The organism is Variovorax sp. KBS0712, from assembly GCF_006323185.2.
GTDB classification, from domain to species: Bacteria; Pseudomonadota; Gammaproteobacteria; order Burkholderiales; family Burkholderiaceae_C; genus Variovorax; species Variovorax boronicumulans.
The window spans coordinates 303,371-322,207 of record NZ_VCCD02000005.1 but is presented as its reverse complement, the minus strand read 5'-3'; the positions used below and the strand labels follow the sequence as shown (position 1 = coordinate 322,207).

Annotated in this window: 18 protein-coding genes; 14 read left to right on the top strand and 4 right to left on the bottom strand. The window is 68.2% G+C overall.

The window, feature by feature from the left end:
* Positions 1 to 155 precede the first annotated feature (155 nt).
* The 4 genes from FFI97_RS32195 (at position 156) to FFI97_RS32180 (ending at position 2,178) form a co-directional block, all read left to right on the top strand.
* Positions 156 to 779, top strand: a complete 624-nt coding sequence (locus FFI97_RS32195; protein WP_144004556.1) for a hypothetical protein — start codon at positions 156 to 158, stop codon at positions 777 to 779.
* A 13-nt stretch (positions 780 to 792) separates the two neighbouring features.
* Positions 793 to 1,335, top strand: a complete 543-nt coding sequence (locus tag FFI97_RS32190) for a GTP-binding protein (protein WP_139700767.1) — start codon at positions 793 to 795, stop codon at positions 1,333 to 1,335.
* Positions 1,332 to 1,721 (top strand): roadblock/LC7 domain-containing protein, encoded by a 390-nt coding sequence (locus FFI97_RS32185; protein WP_139700765.1) that lies wholly within the window; start codon positions 1,332 to 1,334, stop codon positions 1,719 to 1,721. Before FFI97_RS32190 ends, FFI97_RS32185 begins: the two co-directional genes overlap by 4 nt.
* 97 nt (positions 1,722 to 1,818) lie before the next feature.
* Positions 1,819 to 2,178, top strand: a complete 360-nt coding sequence (locus FFI97_RS32180; RefSeq protein WP_062478225.1) for a hypothetical protein — start codon at positions 1,819 to 1,821, stop codon at positions 2,176 to 2,178.
* Positions 2,179 to 2,251: 73 nt separating this feature from the next.
* Here FFI97_RS32180 and FFI97_RS32175 read toward each other — a convergent pair whose 3' ends face one another.
* On the bottom strand, positions 2,252 to 2,728 hold the full coding sequence (locus FFI97_RS32175; protein WP_062478228.1) for an Lrp/AsnC family transcriptional regulator: 477 nt from the start codon (positions 2,726 to 2,728) through the stop codon (positions 2,252 to 2,254).
* A gap of 178 nt (positions 2,729 to 2,906) precedes the next feature.
* Here FFI97_RS32175 and FFI97_RS32170 point away from each other — a divergent pair, with 178 nt between their 5' ends.
* The 5 genes from FFI97_RS32170 (at position 2,907) to FFI97_RS32150 (ending at position 12,578) form a co-directional block, all read left to right on the top strand.
* Positions 2,907 to 6,518 carry an indolepyruvate ferredoxin oxidoreductase family protein gene (locus FFI97_RS32170; protein ID WP_139700763.1) on the top strand — a complete coding sequence of 1,204 codons (3,612 nt, stop codon included), beginning with the start codon at positions 2,907 to 2,909 and terminating at the stop codon, positions 6,516 to 6,518.
* Between the two features lie 258 nt (positions 6,519 to 6,776).
* Positions 6,777 to 7,112, top strand: coding sequence for a preprotein translocase subunit YajC (yajC, locus tag FFI97_RS32165; protein WP_062478234.1), 336 nt, complete (start codon positions 6,777 to 6,779; stop codon positions 7,110 to 7,112).
* Between the two features lie 89 nt (positions 7,113 to 7,201).
* On the top strand, positions 7,202 to 9,085 hold the full coding sequence (gene secD / locus FFI97_RS32160; RefSeq protein WP_139700761.1) for a protein translocase subunit SecD: 1,884 nt from the start codon (positions 7,202 to 7,204) through the stop codon (positions 9,083 to 9,085).
* Between the two features lie 18 nt (positions 9,086 to 9,103).
* Complete coding sequence (gene secF, locus FFI97_RS32155) at positions 9,104 to 10,066, top strand: protein translocase subunit SecF (RefSeq protein WP_062478240.1); 963 nt, start codon at positions 9,104 to 9,106, stop codon at positions 10,064 to 10,066.
* 112 nt (positions 10,067 to 10,178) lie between these two features.
* Complete coding sequence (locus FFI97_RS32150) at positions 10,179 to 12,578, top strand: DUF1631 family protein (RefSeq protein ID WP_139700759.1); 2,400 nt, start codon at positions 10,179 to 10,181, stop codon at positions 12,576 to 12,578.
* Positions 12,579 to 12,633: 55 nt separating this feature from the next.
* On the opposite strand, the gene FFI97_RS32145 is transcribed toward FFI97_RS32150, so the two are convergent.
* The 3 genes from FFI97_RS32145 to FFI97_RS32135 are packed head-to-tail and all read right to left on the bottom strand — an operon-like array spanning position 12,634 to position 15,629.
* Positions 12,634 to 13,170, bottom strand: coding sequence for a DUF494 family protein (locus FFI97_RS32145; RefSeq protein WP_139700756.1), 537 nt, complete (start codon positions 13,168 to 13,170; stop codon positions 12,634 to 12,636).
* A 59-nt stretch (positions 13,171 to 13,229) separates the two neighbouring features.
* Complete coding sequence (gene dprA, locus FFI97_RS32140; protein WP_139700754.1) at positions 13,230 to 14,372, bottom strand: DNA-processing protein DprA; 1,143 nt, start codon at positions 14,370 to 14,372, stop codon at positions 13,230 to 13,232.
* A 33-nt stretch (positions 14,373 to 14,405) separates the two neighbouring features.
* Positions 14,406 to 15,629: a LysM peptidoglycan-binding domain-containing protein gene (locus tag FFI97_RS32135; RefSeq protein ID WP_139700752.1), complete on the bottom strand. Its 1,224-nt coding sequence runs from the start codon at positions 15,627 to 15,629 to the stop codon at positions 14,406 to 14,408.
* A gap of 160 nt (positions 15,630 to 15,789) precedes the next feature.
* On the opposite strand from FFI97_RS32135, the gene def reads away from it, so the two are divergent.
* From def to FFI97_RS32110, 5 genes are read left to right on the top strand one after another with little or no spacing between them, the layout of a single operon-like run.
* On the top strand, positions 15,790 to 16,311 hold the full coding sequence (gene def, locus FFI97_RS32130) for a peptide deformylase (protein ID WP_070063231.1): 522 nt from the start codon (positions 15,790 to 15,792) through the stop codon (positions 16,309 to 16,311).
* On the top strand, positions 16,308 to 16,805 hold the full coding sequence (locus tag FFI97_RS32125; RefSeq protein WP_056577158.1) for a hypothetical protein: 498 nt from the start codon (positions 16,308 to 16,310) through the stop codon (positions 16,803 to 16,805). The genes def and FFI97_RS32125 overlap by 4 nt, the downstream gene beginning before the upstream one ends.
* The gene (gene fmt / locus FFI97_RS32120) at positions 16,802 to 17,758 is read left to right on the top strand and encodes a methionyl-tRNA formyltransferase (RefSeq protein WP_139700750.1); all 957 of its coding nucleotides are present in this window, start codon (positions 16,802 to 16,804) and stop codon (positions 17,756 to 17,758) included. Before FFI97_RS32125 ends, fmt begins: the two co-directional genes overlap by 4 nt.
* Positions 17,758 to 18,498 (top strand): AzlC family ABC transporter permease, encoded by a 741-nt coding sequence (locus tag FFI97_RS32115; protein WP_139700748.1) that lies wholly within the window; start codon positions 17,758 to 17,760, stop codon positions 18,496 to 18,498. Before fmt ends, FFI97_RS32115 begins: the two co-directional genes overlap by 1 nt.
* On the top strand, positions 18,495 to 18,833 hold the full coding sequence (locus FFI97_RS32110) for an AzlD domain-containing protein (RefSeq protein WP_139700746.1): 339 nt from the start codon (positions 18,495 to 18,497) through the stop codon (positions 18,831 to 18,833). The genes FFI97_RS32115 and FFI97_RS32110 overlap by 4 nt, the downstream gene beginning before the upstream one ends.
* Positions 18,834 to 18,837 lie beyond the last annotated feature (4 nt).

The window sequence follows — 18,837 nt, the reverse complement described above, 5'->3', positions numbered from 1 at the left end:
CCGGCGCTCCCAGCCTGTGCGTTACTTCTCGGTGCGCGTCCAAATTTGGGCATCGACTCGATACACAACGCATCAATTAGTTAACACATATAACAATAAGGAACTATTAAGAACAATTGCTCAGGGAAGAAGGTATGCCATTGGTTTTGGGCGTCATGGGGCTCCCTCAGGTCGAGGTCGAGCTCCTGCGGATCATCGTTCGCCTCAGCTCCAATCTCCGGTCGTTGTGGACGGTCAGCGAGTCGCAGCCCTGCGACCTGTTGCTGGTGGACGGCGATGCGCCCGCCGCCGAGCGGCAGACGCCGGCCGCGCGCTTCGTGGTGCCGATGGTGGCGCGCGGCGAGGCCGTGGCCGCCGCGCCCGCGCGCCGCACGCTGGCACGTCCCATCTATGCGGAAGAGCTGGTCGCGCTGCTCAATCAGGTCGCGCCCAGCGGGGCCTCGGGCGACGCGGCGCGCGCCATGGTGCGCTCGATCCGCGCGCGCGCCTCGCTGATCCGCTGGCCCTCGCAGGTGACCCTGCAGCGCCATCCGATCTACGTGCGGCTGGCGGCGGCCCTGTCCAAGAGCGCGCAGTCGGCCGAAAGCCTGAGCGTGCTGGGCCGCATCGACGTGCAGGAGTGCAGCACCTTCCTCGGCCTGCTGGAGGAGGAAGGCGCACTGACCTGGTCGGAGGAAGCCCGCGCGCCGCGCCCCTCGGGGGCCGGCGCCGGCGGCGAGGCCGCGCAGCACAAGCGGGGCCTGCTCTCGCGCATCCGCCGACGCCTCGGGTTGGCCTGAACGGGGCGCCGGCATGAGGGACTTCAAGCTCGTCTTCACGGGCCCGATGGGCGTGGGCAAGACCACGGCCATCGCGGCCATCAGCGAGACCGCGCCGATCGCCACCGAGGTCGCCAACGCCGACACCTCGGTCGCCAAGGCCACCACCACGGTGGGGCTCGACTTCGGCCAGGTGACGCTGGACAACGGCGACCGGCTGCGCCTGTACGGCACGCCGGGCCAGAGCCGCTTCGACTTCATGTGGAAGATCCTGGTGCGCGACGCGCTGGGCCTGGCGATCCTGCTGGACAACAGCCGCCCCGACCCGATGGCCGACCTGGCCCAGTACCTGGACGGCTTCGCCGGCGCGCTCGAGCGCATGCCCTGCGCCGTGGGCGTGAGCCGCCTGCCGTCGCACCCCACCCCCACGCTGGACGACTACGCGCAGGCCCTGGCGGCGCGCGGGCTGGTGCTGCCGCTGCTGGCGGTCGACCCGCGCCGCAAGGACGACGTGGTCGCGCTGATCGAGACGCTGCTGATGCAGATCGAAGTGCTCGACGAGGAGGCCACGCCATGAAGATCCCCCACGCCCTGAAGCTGCGCGCCGCAGTCGAGGCCCGCCGCGTGCTCGACGAGGTCACGGGCATCGCCTCGGTGGTGATCGCCACGCCCGATGGCTTCGAGATCGCCAGCGTCGCGCGGCGCGACGTCGAGCCCGCACGCATCGCCGCCATGGCCAGCTCGATCGCCGCCATCGGCGCGGTGGTGTCGCAGGAGGCGCGCCTGGGTCGCTGCACCTGCATCACGGTCGCGACCGACAACGGCTTTGCGCTCGTCAGCCCGGTGCACAGCGGCGAGACCTCGCTGGTGGTGAACGTCATCGCCGACGCCGACGCGGTGCTCGCGCAGGCGATGTACCGCACGGCGGCCTGCGTGCGGGCGCTCGAGGCGCCGCAGCCCTAGGCCTCACCCACGAATTCACGGGCGGGGACGGATTGGCATGCGACGTCTCCACCCTCTTTTTTCATTCGCATGAATTTCACTCACAGGACTTACTGACATGGCCTCGATCCAGACCAGCCTCGACACCCTCCTGACCGCCGACGGCGCCCTGTGCGCTGCCGTGGTCGATTCCGCCAGCGGCATGATGCTGGGCGCCGCCGGCTCCGGCGTGGACCTCGAAGTGGCCGCCGCCGGCAACACCGAAGTGATGCGTGCCAAGCTCAAGACGATGCGCGCGCTGGGCCTGAGCGACACCATCGAAGACATCCTCATCACGCTGGGCAAGCAGTACCACCTGCTGCGCCCGATGGCGCAGAAGGAAGGCGTGTTCATCTACTTCGTGCTCGACAAGGCGAAGTCGAACCTGGCGCTGGCCCGCCGCAAGCTGCAGGACGTCGAGAAGGACATCACCTTCTAATCAGTCCGCCAAGGCGCATCGCCGTCGGGCCGGCTCCCTCGCGGGAGGCGGCCCTTTTCTTTTTTTGGGGCGGCTACTTCGCCAGGTGCCCCAGCGGCAGCGCGCTGTTGGCCTTCACCTCGCCCAGCGAGAAGCTGGTGTGCAGGTCCTTCACGTTCGGCAGGTTCATGAGGTTCTGCCGCGCGAAGGCCGAGAAACCGTTCAGGTCCTGCGCCACCACCTGCAGCTCGAAGGTGCCGGTGCCGCTGATGTAGTGGCAGGCCACCACCTCGGGCATCTTGCGGATCGCGTCTTCGAGCTTGCGCGTGGCTTCGTGGGTCACGCGCTCGGTGTCCACGCGCACGAAAGCGAGCACGCCCAGCCCGATCTTGTGGCGGTCGATCTCGGCGCGGTAGCCCTTGATGAAGCCGGCGTCTTCCAGCGCCCGCACGCGGCGCCAGCAGGGCGCCGCCGACAGGCCCACGCGCTGCGCCAGCTCGGCGTTCGTGAGGCGGCCATCGGTCTGCAGTTCTTGCAGGATAGCTAGGTCGAACTTGTCAATGCTTTCCATAGGGGTGGATGTTAAGCAAGATTCTTTCTGAAAGTCGTTTTTTCGAGGCAAAAAACGCAAACACCTGTCGCAGACCCCGGCATACACTTTGCGTCACCATGGGCTTGCGCCCTACCGGGCACAGACCCACACCCCTCAGCCAGGCCCACAAAGCCCTGCCAATACGGAGACAGAGAACATGAACGCCCCGCTGCCCGAGCACATTCGCCGCGCGCTAGAAACCGTCACGCTCGACGACAAATACAGCCTCGACTACGGGCGCGCCTTCATGAGTGGCGTGCAGGCCCTGGTCAAGCTGCCGATGCTGCAACGCCTGCGCGACAAGCAGGTCGGCAAGAACACCGCCGGCTTCATCAGCGGCTACCGCGGCTCCCCGCTCGGCGGCTACGACCAGGCGCTGTGGAAGGCCAGCAAGTTCCTCAAGGAACAGAACATCGTCTTCCAGCCCGGCGTGAACGAAGAGCTCGCGGCCACGGCGCTGTGGGGCACGCAGCAACTGGGCTTCTCGCCCCAGGGCACCAACAAGTTCGACGGCGTCTTCGGCATCTGGTACGGCAAGGGCCCGGGCGTGGACCGCTGCTCCGACGTGTTCAAGCACGCCAACATGGCCGGCACCACCGCCTGGGGCGGCGTGATCGCGGTGGCCGGCGACGACCACATCTCCAAGAGCAGCACGGCCGCGCACCAGAGCGACCACATCTTCAAGGCCTGCGGCACGCCGGTGTTCTTCCCGGCCAACGTGCAGGAAATCCTCGACCTGGGCATCCACGCCTTCGCGCTGAGCCGTTTCTCGGGCGTGTGGTCGGGCATGAAGACGATCCAGGAGATCGTCGAGTCCAGCGCCACGGCCATGATCGACCCCGAGCGCGTCGACATCGTCATTCCCACCGACTTCGAGATGCCGCCCGGCGGCCTGCACATCCGCTGGCCCGACCATGCGCTGGAGCAGGAAGCCCGGCTCATGCACTACAAGTGGTACGCCGCGCTGGCCTACATCCGCGCCAACCGCCTGAACCACAACGTGATCGAAGGCCCGAACGACCGCTTCGGCATCATGGCCAGCGGCAAGGCCTACAACGACACGCGCCAGGCGCTCATCGACCTGGGCCTGGACGACGCGGCCTGCCGCCAGCTGGGCATCCGCCTGCACAAGGTGGGCGTGGTGTGGCCGCTCGAAGCGCAGCTCACGCGCGAATTCGCCACCGGCCTGCAGGAAATCCTGGTGGTCGAGGAAAAGCGCCAGGTCATCGAATACCAGCTCAAGGAAGAGCTCTACAACTGGCGCTCCGACGTGCGCCCCAACGTGGTCGGCAAGTTCGACGAAGGCGCCAGCTCCACGGACGACGGCTACTCCGGCGGCGAATGGTCGATGCCCAACCCGACCTCGCACACGCTGCTGCGCGCCAACGCCGACCTGAACCCGGCGCTCATCGCCAAGGCCATCGCCGCGCGCCTGAAGAAGACCGGCCTGCTGGCTGCCGCCGGCGCCGACATGGCCGCCCGCATCGACGCGCAGCTGGCCATCCTCGAGGCCAAGGAGCGCGCGATGGTGGTGCAGCAGGCCTCCACCAGCGTGGCCGACGCCACGCGCCAGCCCTGGTTCTGCTCGGGCTGCCCGCACAACACCAGCACCGTCGTGCCTGAAGGCTCGCGCGCGATGGGCGGCATCGGCTGCCACTTCATGGCGACCTGGATGGACCGCTCCACCATCGGCTTCACGCAGATGGGCGGCGAGGGCGTGCCATGGGTCGGCCAGCAGCCCTTCACGACCGACCAGCACATCTTCGCCAACCTGGGCGACGGCACGTACTTCCACAGCGGCCTGCTGGCCATCCGCCAGAGCATCGCGGCGGGCGTGAACATCACCTACAAGATCCTCTACAACGACGCGGTCGCCATGACCGGCGGCCAGCAGGTCGGCGAGCGCCCTGAGGGCCACTCGGTGCTGCAGATTGCCGAGAGCCTGCACGCCGAAGGCGCCAAGAAGGTCGTCATCGTCACCGACGAGCCCGAGAAGTACGAGGGCGTCTCGATTCCGGGCGACCACGTGCAGGTGAAGCACCGCGACCTGCTCGACGACATCCAGCGCGAGTTCCGCGCCATGGCCGGCACCACGGCCATCATCTACGACCAGACCTGCGCCACCGAGAAGCGCCGCCGCCGCAAGCGCGGCACGGCCGTCGATCCGGCCAAGCGCGTGGTCATCAACGAGCTGGTCTGCGAAGGCTGCGGCGACTGCAGCGTGCAGAGCAACTGCCTCTCGGTGGAGCCGCTGGAGACCGAATTCGGCCGCAAGCGCACCATCAACCAGAGCAGCTGCAACAAGGACATGAGCTGCCTGAAGGGCTTCTGCCCGAGCTTCGTCACCGTCGAGGGCGGCCAGCTCAAGAAGAAGGGCAAGAACAAGGCGGCCACGCCGGCCGAGTTCGGCCTGCTGGCCGAGCCCGCCATTCCGTCGCTCGCGGGCGGCAAGGTCTGGGGTGTGGTGGTGGCCGGCGTTGGCGGCACGGGCGTGATCACCATCGGCCAGCTGCTGGGCATGGCCGCGCACATCGAGGCCAAGGGCATCGTCACGCAGGACGCGGCGGGCCTGGCGCAAAAGGGCGGCGCCACCTGGAGCCACGTGCTCATCGGCGACACGCAGGACGACATCCGCACCACCCGCGTGGGCACCGCAGCGGCCGACCTGATCCTGGCCTGCGACCCGCTCGTCACGATCAACGCCGAGACCATGGCGCGCATGCGCGAAGGGCGCACGCACGTGGCGCTCAACAGCCACAGCGCGCCCACGGCTGCCTTCGTGCGCAACGCCAACTGGCAGAACCCCGAAGACGCCTGCGCCGCTGAAATTGCACGCGCCGTGGGCATCGACGGCCTGGGCGCCTTCGACGCCGATGCCGCCGCCACCGCGCTGATGGGCGACACCATCTACGTCAACCCGATGATCCTGGGCTACGCCTGGCAGAAGGGCTGGGTGCCGCTGGCGCACGAGTCGCTGATGCGCGCCATCGAGCTGAACGCCGTGGCCATCGAGAACAACAAGACCGCCTTCGAGTGGGGCCGCCAGGCCGCCGTGCGTCCGGACGAGCTGCAAAAGCGCGTGCGCCCGGGCCAGGTCATCGAGTTCAAGAAGCGCGAGACGGTCGAGGCCCTCGTCGCTCGTCGCGCCGAATTCCTGACCGGCTACCAGAACGCCGCCTACGCCGAGGAATACAAGGCCTTCGTCGGCCGCGTGCAGCAGGTCGAGTCGGCCGTCGGCAAGAGCACGGGCCTGGCCGAAACGGTGGCGCGCTACCTGTTCAAGCTCATGGCCTACAAGGACGAGTACGAAGTCGCCCGCCTGCACACCGACCGCACCTTCCTGGACCGCGTCGAGGGCATGTTCGAAGGCGACTACAAGCTCAACTACCACCTGGCGCCGCCGCTGCTGGCCAAGAAGAACACCAAGGGCCAGCTGCAGAAGCAGAAGTTCGGCCCCTGGATGCTCACGGGCTTCCGCTTCCTGGCGAAGCTCAAGGGCCTGCGCGGCACGGCGCTCGACGTCTTCGGCCGCACCGAAGAGCGCAAGACCGAGCGCGCCCTCATCGGCGAGTACCGCGCCAGCATCGAGGAAGTGCTCAAGGGCCTGCGCGCCGACAACCACGCGCTGGCGCTGGAGATCGCGAGCCTGCCCGAGCAGATCCGCGGCTACGGCCACGTCAAGGAGCGCAACCTCGCGGCGGCCCGCACCCGCTGGACCGAGCTGATGGGCAAGTGGCGCAACCCCCAGGTGCAGCGCGCGGCGGCCTGATCCGCCAGGCCCGTTTCCCCTGACAAAGAGCGCCCCTGCGGCGCTCTTTGCTATTTAAACCATAGCTGAAAGCCCTCGGGGGTGCGCCGGATAAGGGCGCGAAACGGCCATCCGCGCCGAATACAATGCCCGACTGCGCGCGGCCTCCCCCGCCGAGCCTTTGACTTGCGGCCCGCATCCCTCGTGGGCGCGGAACCGCGGGCCCGGCCCGCGCATCTGAAGTCTTTTTCTTCTCTCTTCCCTCTGCTGGAGACTCTCTTGTTCATTTCCTCTGCTTTCGCTCAAACCGCGCCCGCAGCCGCCGGTGGTGGCGACATGTTGTCTTCGCTGGGCAGCATGCTGCCGCTGGTGCTGATGTTCGTGGTGCTGTATTTCGTCATGATCCGCCCGCAAATGAAGCGCCAGAAAGAGGCCCGCGCCATGATCGAAGCCCTGGCCAAGGGTGACGAAGTCGCCACGGCCGGCGGCGTGCTCGGCAAGATCACCTCGCTGAACGACCAGTACCTCGGCCTGGAAATCGCCAACGGCGTCGAGATCAAGATCCAGCGCAGCGCGGTGGTCCAGGTGCTGCCCAAGGGCGCCGTCAAGCAATAAAAGCGTGAGCTGAACCTTGCGCTTCAGGGCGCAGGGCCCCAAGTCACGCCGTGTTCCATTTCTGAAACGCTTGTGAAAAGCGCCTTCTCATGAACCGTTACCCGGTCTGGAAGTACACGATCATCGTGATCGTGCTGCTCGTGGGGCTCATCTACGCCCTGCCCAATTTCTTCGGCGAGGCGCCCGCGGTGCAGGTGTCCGCGGCCAAGACGACCGTCAAGGTCGATGCCGCCACCCAGACCCGGGTCGAGGAGGCGCTGAAGGCGGCCGGCCTGACGCCCGACCTGGTGACGCTGGACGCTGGTTCGCTGCGCGCCCGCTTCACCACCACCGACGACCAGCTCAAGGCGCGCGACGTCGTGCAGCGCGCCCTGGTGCCCGACGCCAGCGATCCGCCCTACACGGTGGCGCTGAACCTGCTGTCGCGCTCGCCCAAGTGGCTCACGTCGCTGCATGCGTTCCCGATGTACCTGGGCCTGGACCTGCGCGGCGGCGTCGACTTCCTGCTGCAGGTCGACATGAAGGGCGCCATCGACAAGAAGGCCGAATCGTTCGCGAGCGACCTGCGCACCACCTTCCGCGACAAGAGCATCCGCGGCACCCAGGTCAGCCGCAACGGCCAGACCGTCGAGGTGACCTTCCGCGACGCGGCCTCGCTCGAGACCGCCAAGCGCCTGATCGTGGACCAGTTCCCCGACCTCAGCACCACCGACACGCAAGACGGCACCAACTGGCGCCTGACCGCCACCATCAAGCCCGAGGCGGCCCGCCGCCTGCAGGACGCCGCGCTCAAGCAGAACATCACGACCCTGCACAACCGGATCAACGAACTCGGCGTGGCCGAGCCGGTGATCCAGCAGCAGGGCCTGGACCGCATCGTCGTGCAGCTGCCCGGCGTGCAGGACACGGCCAAGGCCAAGGAAATCCTGGGCCGCACCGCCACGCTCGAAATGCGCATGGTGGACGAAAGCTCCGAAGGCCGCGCGGCCGAACTGAGCGGCGCGCCCGTGCCCTTCGGCTCCGAGAAATTCCTCGACCGCGGTGGCCGCCCGGTGATCGTGAAGAAGCAGGTGCTCGTCACCGGCGAGAACCTCACCGACGCCCAGCCCGGCTTCGACCAGCAGAGCAACCAGCCCAAGGTCGACCTGACCATGGACGCCAAGGGCGGTCGCATCATGCGTGACGTCAGCCGCGAGAACTACAAGAAGCGCATGGCCATGCTGATCTTCGAGAAGGGCAAGGGCGAAGTGCTCACGGCCCCGTCGATCAACGGCGAACTGGGCAACCGCTTCCAGGTCTCGGGTTCGATGACGGTGGCCGAAGCCAGCGACCTGGCCCTGCTGCTGCGCGCCGGCTCGCTGGCCGCGCCCATGGAGATCATCCAGGAGCGCACGATCGGCCCGACGCTCGGCGCCGACAACATCGAAAAAGGCTTCAAGAGCGTGATGTACGGCTTCCTGGCCATCATGGTCTTCATGTGTGCCTACTACGCGCTGTTCGGCCTGTTCTCGTCGATCGCGCTGGCCGTGAACCTGATGCTGCTGGTCGCCATTCTCTCGATGCTGCAGGCCACGCTCACGCTGCCCGGCATCGCGGCCATGGCGCTGGCCATCGGCGTGGCCATCGACTCCAACGTGCTGATCAACGAGCGCGTGCGCGAAGAATTGCGCAACGGCGCCTCGCCGCAGGCCGCCATCCACGCGGGCTACGACCGCGCCTGGGGCACGATTCTCGACTCCAACGTGACCACGCTGATCGCGGGCATCGCGCTGCTGGCCTTCGGCTCGGGCCCGGTGCGCGGCTTCGCGGTGGTGCACTGCATCGGCATCGTCACCTCGATGTTCTCCGCCGTGTTCTTCTCGCGTGGCCTCGTGAACTTCTGGTACGGCCAGAAGAAGAAGCTCAAGTCTGTGTCGATCGGCACCGTCTGGCGGCCCAAGACCGACGGCACGGCCGTGGTCGACACCAAGTAACGGCCGAGGACCATCGCCATGGAATTCTTCCGCATCCACAAGACCATCCCGTTCATGCGCCATGCCCTGGTGCTGAACATCATTTCCTTCGCGACCTTTGCGCTGGCGCTGTTCTTCCTGTTCCACCGCGGACTGCACCTGTCGGTGGAGTTCACCGGCGGCACGGTGATGGAAGTGGCCTACGAGCAATCGGCCGACATCGGCAAGGTGCGCGAGGCCGTCACCAAGCTCGGATATCCCGAAGTGCAGGTGCAGAACTACGGCACCTCGCGCGACGTGCAGATCCGCCTGCCCACCCAGAAGGGCATGAGCTCCGACCAGCAGAGCGCGCAGGTCATGCAGGCGCTGAAGTCGGTCGACCCGTCGGCCACGCAGCGCGGCATCGAGGTCGTCGGGCCGCAGGTCGGCGACGAGCTGACCTCCAACGGCATCAAGGCGCTGGCCATGGTGGTGATCGGCATCATGATCTACCTGGCGTTCCGCTTCGAGTGGAAGTTCGCGCTGTCCACCGTGCTGGCCAACCTGCACGACGTGGTGATCATCCTGGGCTTCTTCGCCTTCTTCCAGTGGGAGTTCTCGCTGGCGGTGCTGGCGGCGGTGTTGGCGGTGCTGGGCTACTCGGTGAACGAGTCGGTCGTGATCTTCGACCGCGTGCGCGAGAACTTCCGCCGTTACCGCAAGATGACGACCACCGAAGTCATCGATAACGCGATCACCTCGACCATCAGCCGCACGATCATCACCCACGGCTCCACGCAACTCGTGGTGCTGTCGATGTTCTTCTTCGGCGGCCCCACGCTGCACTACTTTGCGCTGGCGCTGACCATCGGCATCTGCTTCGGCATCTACTCATCGTGCTTCGTGGCCGCCGCGATCGCGATGTGGCTGGGCGTGAAGCGCGAGGACCTGATCAAGGGCCCGCCGGTCAAGCGCGACGGCGACTCCGGCGGCGACGACCCGAACGCCGGCGCCGTCGTCTGAGGGATACTTCGGCGCCAGCTTCGCGTCACCCGCACTTGTGCGGTGGCGCATCCCGATGCAAGCTCGGGGCTGTCGCCGATGAACCGTTCTCTCCGGCCTTTCCGATCCATCAATGAGCACTGCGCGGTCCGCTTCTTCCCTGCAGCTCGCACGCGAGGCGCGTGAGCGTTTCGTGGCGGCCACGGAAGGTGCGATCGCTCCGCTGGCCCAGGCCATTCGCGACCGGCTGACCGCGGTGGCCTCCGATGTCGGCAGCGCGCGCACCATGCAGGAAAGCCGCGACGACCTCGTGGCGTTCCAGGGCCATGCCTCGCAGTGGGTGTCGCTGGCGCAGACCGGCTGGCGCAAGGCGCTGGGCACGGGCCCGGTGGGTGCCACTTCGTCGGCCCCCGCGGCGCTGCGGCTGGAGCTCATCGGCGACGAGGTGGTCGAGAGCAACATCCTCGCCTCGCGCCTGGCACAGACCATCCACGACAAGGCCAGCTTCGAACTCAGCGACCTGCGCCTGCGCATCCAGCACCTCGAAGGCACGCACGAGTTCGACGCCCGGGACGTGCTGAAACCCGAGACCCTGGCCAAGCTGCTGGTGGAGCAGTGGCTGGCCGCCGGCCTGAGCCGCGAGGCCTGGGGCCGCGTGCAGGGCACGGCGCAGCAGGCCCTGGCGGATGTGGTCGTGAAGGCCTACGAAAGCGCCAACGCCTTCCTGATCGCGCAGGGCGTGATGCCCGAAATCGACCTCAAGAGCTTCGTGCGCCGCACGGGCGATTCGGGCGGCGGCCCGTCGTCCATGGGCATGCCGGTGTCGTCGAGCATGCCGATGGGGCAGGGCGCGCCGGCGGGTGCGGCGGTGCCGCACGGCCAGCAGCCATCGCAGCAGCAGCAGCGTCCGGGCTTCGCTTTCCAGGCCTCGCATGCGGCGTCCGTGCCGTCGTCGGGGCCGGCCTCCAGCTCGATGATGGGCAGCTCGCCGCTCGCCTTCGCGCGGCAGCGCGCGCAGACCGCGCTGCTGAGCCTCAAGCGCTTTGTCGCCGCGCGCATCGGCGGCGAGGCCGGCGCCTCGCAACCGGGCGGGGGCACGACCGGCACAGGTGGCGGCGTGGCCGCGCCCCGCGTGTTTTCACGCACCTTTGCCGGCGCCATCGCCGATGCCGAGGTCGCCTACCGCATGGCGGCCACGCAGTACATCGATGGCGGCGGCGAGCAGGCCACGCTGATCCAGCAGACCGCCGTCGACCTGCGCCGGCGCACCGCCGAACTCAAGAAGCGCGCGCCCACCACGGCCGACAAGGCCACGGTCGAGATCGTGGCGCTGATGTTCCAGGCCATCCTCGCGGAAGAACGCATTCCGTTCTCCGCCCGCGTGTGGTTCGCGCGGCTGCAGATGCCCGTGCTGCGCGTGGCCATCGCCGAGCCCGAATTCTTCGGCACCCTGCAGCACCCCGCGCGCATGCTGATCGACCGCATGGGCTCGTGCGTGATGGGTTTCGACGCCGCCGCCATCACCGGCAGCGCGCTCGAAAACGAGATCAAGCGCGTGGTGCAGGTGATCGAGCAGTACCCCGAGACCGGCCAGCGCGTGTTCAAGCTGGTGTTCGACGAGTTCGTCGCTTTTCTCAGCCGCTACCTCACGCAGAGCGACGCCACGCAGCGCGTCATGAGCGTGGCGCAGCAGGTCGAGCAGAAGGAGACGATGGCGATCCAGTACACCATCGAGTTGCGCAAGATGCTCAACGACATGCCGGTGCGCGACGAGATCCGCGAGTTCCTGTTCAAGGTCTGGGCCGAGGTGCTGGCCATCGCCGCGCTGCGCTACGGCGCACAGGGCGAGCACACCGTGATGCTCAAGCGCGTGGCCTCCGAGCTGGTCTGGGCCGCGAGCGCCAAGCCCAACCGCGCCGACCGCGCCCGCGTGATCCAGGACCTGCCGCAGCTGCTGCAGCGCCTGCGTCAGGGCATGGACCTGCTGGGCATCGTCGGTGAGCCGCAGGAAGGACACATCAAGACCATCGGCGCCACGCTCACCGACGCCTTCATGTCGAAGACCGAGGCCATTCCCCAGGCCAAGATCGAGGCCATGGCCGAGCGGCTGGCGCACCTGGAAGACTTCGTGACCGACGACGGCAGCGCCGCCAGCCTGCCGCTGGACGCGCAGAGCATCGAGCTGCTGCTCGGCGTGGACGCGACCGCGATCGAGGTCATTTCCGACACCGCCGGCGTCAAGGTGGCCGAGGACATGCTCGCGTGGACCCACGAGCTGCAGGTCGGCAACTGGTTCATGCTGGACCACAACGACCGCGTCACGCAGGTCCAGTTCGTCTGGCGCAGCGACCGCAAGCAGCTGCACCTGTTCGCCTCGGCCGACGGCCGTAGCTTCCTCATCCAGGCCGGACGGCTGGCGATGTACCTGCAGGCCGGCCTGCTGGTGCCGGCCGAGGAAGAGACGCTCACCGCGCGCGCCACGCGAGAGGCGCTGGCGAAGCTTGACGCGAATCCCGAGCGACTGCTGAACTAGTCAGCCGCGCGGCTGTTCTCGTCTGTGGGGAAGTGCGCGCAGCTCGGAGGCGAGCTCAGTGTGCCGTACGGCCTTCGCGGCTCTCGCAAAGCTCGTCGAGCACCAGCGCATCGGGCTCGATGCCGGTGCTCCAGTGCACCATCAGCACGATGATCTTGAGTTCGTCCAATGCCACCGGGTCACCCGGTGCGGCCATCGCGCGCTCGACGACGATCTCGCGCAGGCCGCAGGGCAGCACGTTCGACAGTTCGAGAAAGCGGATGAAGCCGAGGCACTCGGCGCCGAGGTGCTCCTGTTCCGACGGCGAGTACACGCGCATCGACTGGCTCGACTGGGGCAGCGCCGCATCGGGCGCGCCGCCCAGCGTGACGCGGGCAGTGGTGATGGCGTTGTCGTCATCGCCTTCACTGGCCTGGTGCTCAAACTGCAGGCCTTGCGTGGCAAGGCTCAGGCCGTCGAGCCACTGCAGGGCGTCGCGTATTTCGTCCGCCTCGAAACCGTGCGCACTGAGCTTGCGGCCCAGCTGTTCGGGTTCGGGGCAGGCATCGCCGCGCCAGTAGTTTTCATACACAAACACGAGCACTTCGAACATGGGCCCAATATAGCCGAGGAATCTGTCGTGTGTCCCCAGGCTTTCGTGCACTTCGTGCGTCAGCCGACGGCTGCTCTTTGAAACAGGCCGCCGGGCAACCGCGAGACATGCCCGTCGAGCTCGAGCTCGAGCATCTTCGCCTGCAGCTGGGCCGCGCTCCAGCCGGTGCGTGCGCTCAGCGCATCGAGGCTCACCGGGTCGAAGCCGAGGGCATCGAGCAGCGGATGCTCCGGGGCCGGCGAAGGCGTGTCGGTGGAAGGCGTGCGAGCGGCCGGTGCCAGCGGCGGAAGCTCTTCGAGGATGTCGTTCACCGACTCGACCAGCTTTGCGCCCTGGCGGATCAGCGCGTGGCAGCCGCGCGATTGCGGCGAGTGGATCGAGCCCGGGATCGCGAACACTTCCTTGCCCTGCTCCGACGTGAGCCGCGCGGTGATGAGCGAGCCCGAGGCCAGTGCCGCCTCGACCACCAGCGTGCCGCGCGCCAGGCCCGCGATGAGGCGGTTGCGCTTGGGAAAGTTCTGCGTGAGCGGCGGCGTGCCCAACGGCAGCTCGCTCACGATCAGCCCCTGCAGCGTGATGCGGTGCGCCAGGTCGCGGTGCCGCGCGGGGTACACGCGGTCCAGGCCGGTGCCGACCACCGCCACCGTGGCGAGTACCGGTGCGTCGCCCGCCGCGTCGAGCGCGCCCAGGTGCGCCGCGCCGTCGATGCCGAGCGCCAGCCCCGAGACCACGGGCAGGCCCGCTTCGCCCAGCGCCCGTGCGAAGGCGCGCGCATGGCTGGCGCCCTGCGGCGTGGGGTTGCGGCTGCCGACCACGGCAAGGCTGCGGCCGAGTTGCGTGAGGTCGAAGGCGGCGGCGCCGAGCACGTAGAGCATCAACGGCGGGTCGACCATTTCGAGCAGCGAACCCGGGTAGCCGGCGTCGCCGAGCGTCACGACGCGGCGCGTGATGGCGCCGCCGGTGGGGTCGTCTGCGGGGTGCAGCCATTGCCAGGTCTGGTCGACCTGCGCCTGCAGGCCGGAGGGCGGCTGCTTGAGCGCGGCGGCCTGGGCGGTGCTGACGACTTCGCACAGCGTTGCCTCGGGCTGCGCGAAGATCGCGTCAGGCAGCCCGAAGGCCGCGAGCAGGCGGCGTGCGGCGCCGTCGCCGACGCCTGGGGTCAGTGAAAGTCGCAGCCAGCCTGCGAGTTCTGCGCGTTCCAAACGAGTGTGCGAGAAAGAAGCCTCAGGCGCGTGTCAGGGATTGACGAGGAAGTCGCCGGCGCGGGGAGTGTCGTTGATTTCGAGCACGAGTGCGTACGAGACTTTCTCGAAGGTGCGGAACACCATCAGCAGGCCGATGCGTTCGTTCGGCAGCTTGATGGTTTCCTTGCGTGCGCCGGTGCGGTCGAGGATGGTCTCGCCGTTCTTCAAGATGGCCAGCACATGGCCGTTGTCGACGCCGTCGCGCGTGCCCTTGTTGATGGCCACGACCTGGTTCTGCGCCGCGTACTGCACGGCATTGCCGTAGACCGACACGATACGGCCATCCACCTGGGTGGAGGGCGCGCGCGGTGCGTAGCTCAGCAGCTGGCGCGGCGGCTCGGGCAGCAGGCGGTCGCCGGCGCGCATTTCCTCGCGCGACGCAATGATGTCGATGCTGGCCGGCACGACCGTGATGACGTCCTTGTCGCCGGTCGTCTCGATGGTGGTCGATTCGCCGCGCTGCAGCTGCGCCTTGCCCAGGTACTGCGCCTCGTAGCCGAGGATCTCGCCGGTGCCGGGGTCTTTCAGCGGCGTGGCGCTGCGGAAGATGCGGTAGTGCTGCACCGGGCCCGGCTTCTCGACCAGCGGCGATTCGGCATTGCCGCGCGCATAGGCGCGGTCGCCGCGCGACAGCAGCACGCGGCTGTCGTTGCCGGCCACGATGCGCGGCGCGGCGTCGAGCGTGTTGGCATCGACCACGATGGGTTCGCTGAGGAAGGGCTCGATCAGGCTCGGGTTGAGCGTGGGCAGGGCCATGCCCGCGAGCGAGTCGAAGCGCGTGCGCGGCGACAGCTTGATGGTGCCGCCGTCGACACCGCCCACGCTGCGGCGGGTGGTCAGGCGCGCGCGGCCGCCGCTCTTGTCCAGGTACAGCACCTGGCCCGGGTAGATGCGGTGCGGGTCCTGGATCTCGTTGATGTTCATGCCCCACAGCTCCGGCCAGCGCCAGGGGCGCAGCAGGTACAGGCGCGAGATGGCCCAGAGCGTGTCACCGGGCTTGACGGTGTACTCGTCGGGCGCCTTCGGCGACAGCTCGCTCAGCGGCACGCCGGCCTGGGCGGTCTGCTGGGCGGTGGCGCGCTGCTGGGGCGTGACCGGGTAGGTCGTCTGCGCCCAGGCCGCCGTGGCGCCGCAACTGCCGGCCACTGCCAGGGCGGCCGTCCAGAAGGCAAAAAGGGTCGGGCGCTGGTGTTCGGTGGAGCTGGGCTGTGTCATGTCTGGATGGGTGAGCGCACGAAGTATCGTGGCGCATACGAATCTCACAATTTGCTACGAATTCTGCGCCCGAAGCCCTTGCAAGGGCAACGTTTTCGCGCCAATGCGCCGCGACGCGTCGCGGAATTGGCGAAAATAGCCACAACTTCCCCCCGATTTCATGGCCAAACGAATCATTCTGAGTTACCCCGACAAGCGCCTGCACACGGTGGCCAAGCCGGTGCAGGGCGTGGACGCGCGCATCAAGACGCTGGTCGCCGACATGCTGGAAACCATGTACGACGCGAGCGGCATCGGCCTGGCCGCGACCCAGATCGACGTGCACGAGCGCGTGGTCGTGATCGACGTCTCCGAAGAGCGCAACGAGCCGATCGTGCTCATCAACCCCGAAATCACCTGGGCCAGCGACGAAAAAGTGCTGAATGAAGAGGGCTGTCTCTCGGTGCCCGGCATCTACGACGGCGTGATGCGTTCCACCTCGGTGAAGGTCCAGGCGCTCGACGCCGACGGCAACACCCACACCATCGAGGCCGACGGCCTGCTGGCCGTGTGCATTCAGCACGAGCTCGACCACCTCATGGGCAAGGTGTTCGTCGAATACCTGTCGCCCCTGAAGCGCAACCGCATCAAGAGCAAGCTCCTCAAGCAGCAGCGCGAGGACATGAAAGAAGCACGGGCATGAGCCACCGGGCTGCGTGGTCCTCGCTGGCCGCCGCCGGACTGTTGTTCCTGGCGGGTTGCGTCAGCGAACCCACGCGCATCCAGCCCGGCACCTCCGCCGCCGAAACCCTGCAGCGCCTGGGCGCGCCCACCGGTCGCTACCCGCTCAACGGCGGCGGCGAGCGCCTGCAGTATTCGCGCATGCCGGCCGGCTTCGAGGTGGTCGACATCGACCTCGACGCCTCCGGCAAGGTCGTCTCGGTGACCCAGGTGCTGACCGAGGCGCGCTTCGGCCACGACATCCAGGTCGACCGCTGGCGCCAGAACGAGGTGCTGGCCTTCTACGGCAAGCCCTACGAAATCAGCCGCGTCAGCTCCTTCGACGGCACCGTCTGGACCTGGCGCTACAAGGCCATCAACGAGCGCCGCATGCTCTATATCTACATTGACCCCACCGGCGTGGTGCGCCGGTACCACACGGGGGATGACCTCGAATTCGAACGGATCCGGGATTGAGCGCGTTGAAAGTCGTTTTTGCGGGCACGCCCGAGTTCGCGCGCGTCGCCCTGGAGGCCATCGCCGCCGCCGGCCATGACATCGTCGGCGTGATGAGCCAGCCCGACCGGCCCGCCGGTCGCGGCATGAAGCTGCAGGCGTCGCCCGTCAAGCAGTGCGCCGTGACCCACAACTGGCCCGTGGCCCAGCCGCGCAGCCTGCGGCTCGACGGCAAGTACCCCGACGAGGCCACGGCCGCGCGCGACACGCTGCTCGCGTGGCAGCCCGACGTGATGGTGGTCGCGGCCTACGGGCTGATCCTGCCGCAGTGGGTGCTCGACCTGCCGACGCACGGCTGCCTCAACATCCACGCCAGCCTGCTGCCGCGCTGGCGCGGCGCGGCGCCGATCCACCGCGCCATCGAGGCCGGCGACGCACAGACCGGCATCACCATCATGCAGATGGACGCGGGCCTGGACACCGGCGACATGCTGCTGCGCGAGGCGATCGACATCGCACCCGGCGAGAACACCGCCCGCCTGCACGACCGCCTGGCCGCGCTCGGCGGCCGCATGGTGGTCGAGGCGCTGGCGCAGATCGGGCAACTCAACCGCACGCCGCAGCCCACCGAAGGCATCACCTACGCCCACAAGGTCGAGAAGCACGAAGCGCTGATCGACTGGACGCAGCCGGCCGCGGCCATCGTGCGCCGCGTGCTGGCCTTCGATCCGTTCCCCGGTGCCAACAGTCCGCTCGGCGGCGAGACGGTCAAGCTCTGGGCCGCGCACGTGGCGCCCGGCCCTGCAGGCGCCGCGCCCGGCACCGTCGTCTCGGCCGACGCTACCGGTGTCGCCGTGGCGGCCGCCGATGCGACCGTGGTGCTCACCGAACTGCAACGCCCGGGCGGCAAGCGCCTGCCCGCGGCCGATTTCCTGCGCGGCTTCGACCTGAAGGCCGGCCAGGTCTTCGGCTGATGTTCCTCTCGCCCACGCTGCGCCGCCAGCCCGAGTTCCGCGCCGGCATGCGCGACATGGCCTCGGCCGCGCTCGGCATCGGCGCCTGGGGCCTGATGACCGGCGTGGCCATGGTCAAGTCGGACATGAGCGTGCTCGAGGCCGTGGCGATGACCCTGTTCGTCTACGCCGGCAGCTCGCAGCTGGCCGCCATCCCGCTGCTGGCCGCGGGCGCGCCGGCCTGGGTGATCCTGGCGACGGGCTTCTGCGTCAACCTGCGCTTCGTGGTGTTCAGCCTGCACCTGCGGCCTTACCTCATGCACATGCCGCGCTGGCGCCGCCTGCTGCACGGCTACCTGACGGCCGACCTGAGCTACGCGCTCTTCACGAAGCAGTACACGGCCCCGCCGACCACGTCCGTCGAGCGGCTGTCGCAAGAGGCCTACCTCACCGGCAACTACTTCGTGACCTGGTGCGCGTGGATGGGCATGAGCCTGCTGGGCATCGCGCTGGCCAATTTCATTCCGCAGACCTGGGGCCTGGGCTTTGCAGGCGTGCTGAGCCTGGTGGCCATCGTCTGCTCGATGGCGACGACGCGGCTGCGCGTGCTGGCCGCCCTCATCGCGGGCGCCACGGCGGTCGCGGCCTACGCGCTGCCGCTCAAGCTCAACATCGTGGTCGCGATCGGCGTGGCCGTGCTGCTGTGCTTCTGGCTCGAAAAGCAGTTCGGGCTCGACCCCGACGCGGAGGACGACAAGTGAGCGGCGGCACCGACTGGTGGTCTTTGGCCGTGATCGCCGGCCTCGCCGGCGTCACCGTGCTCACGCGCTGCTTCTTCTTCATCCTCGACCGGCCCTGGGGCCTGCCCGAGTGGGCGCACCGCGCGCTGCACTACGCGCCGGCCGCCGCGCTGGCCGGCGTGATCGCGCCCGAGATCGTGATGACGCAGGGCCACCTGATCACCACGCTGCACGACGCCCGCCTCTACGCGGCGATCGTCGGCGGCGCCTACTACTTCTGGCGGCGCGGCGTGCTCGGCACGATGCTGGCCGGCATGGCCGTCTACCTGCCCCTGCACCTCGGCCTGGGCTGGTGATCGG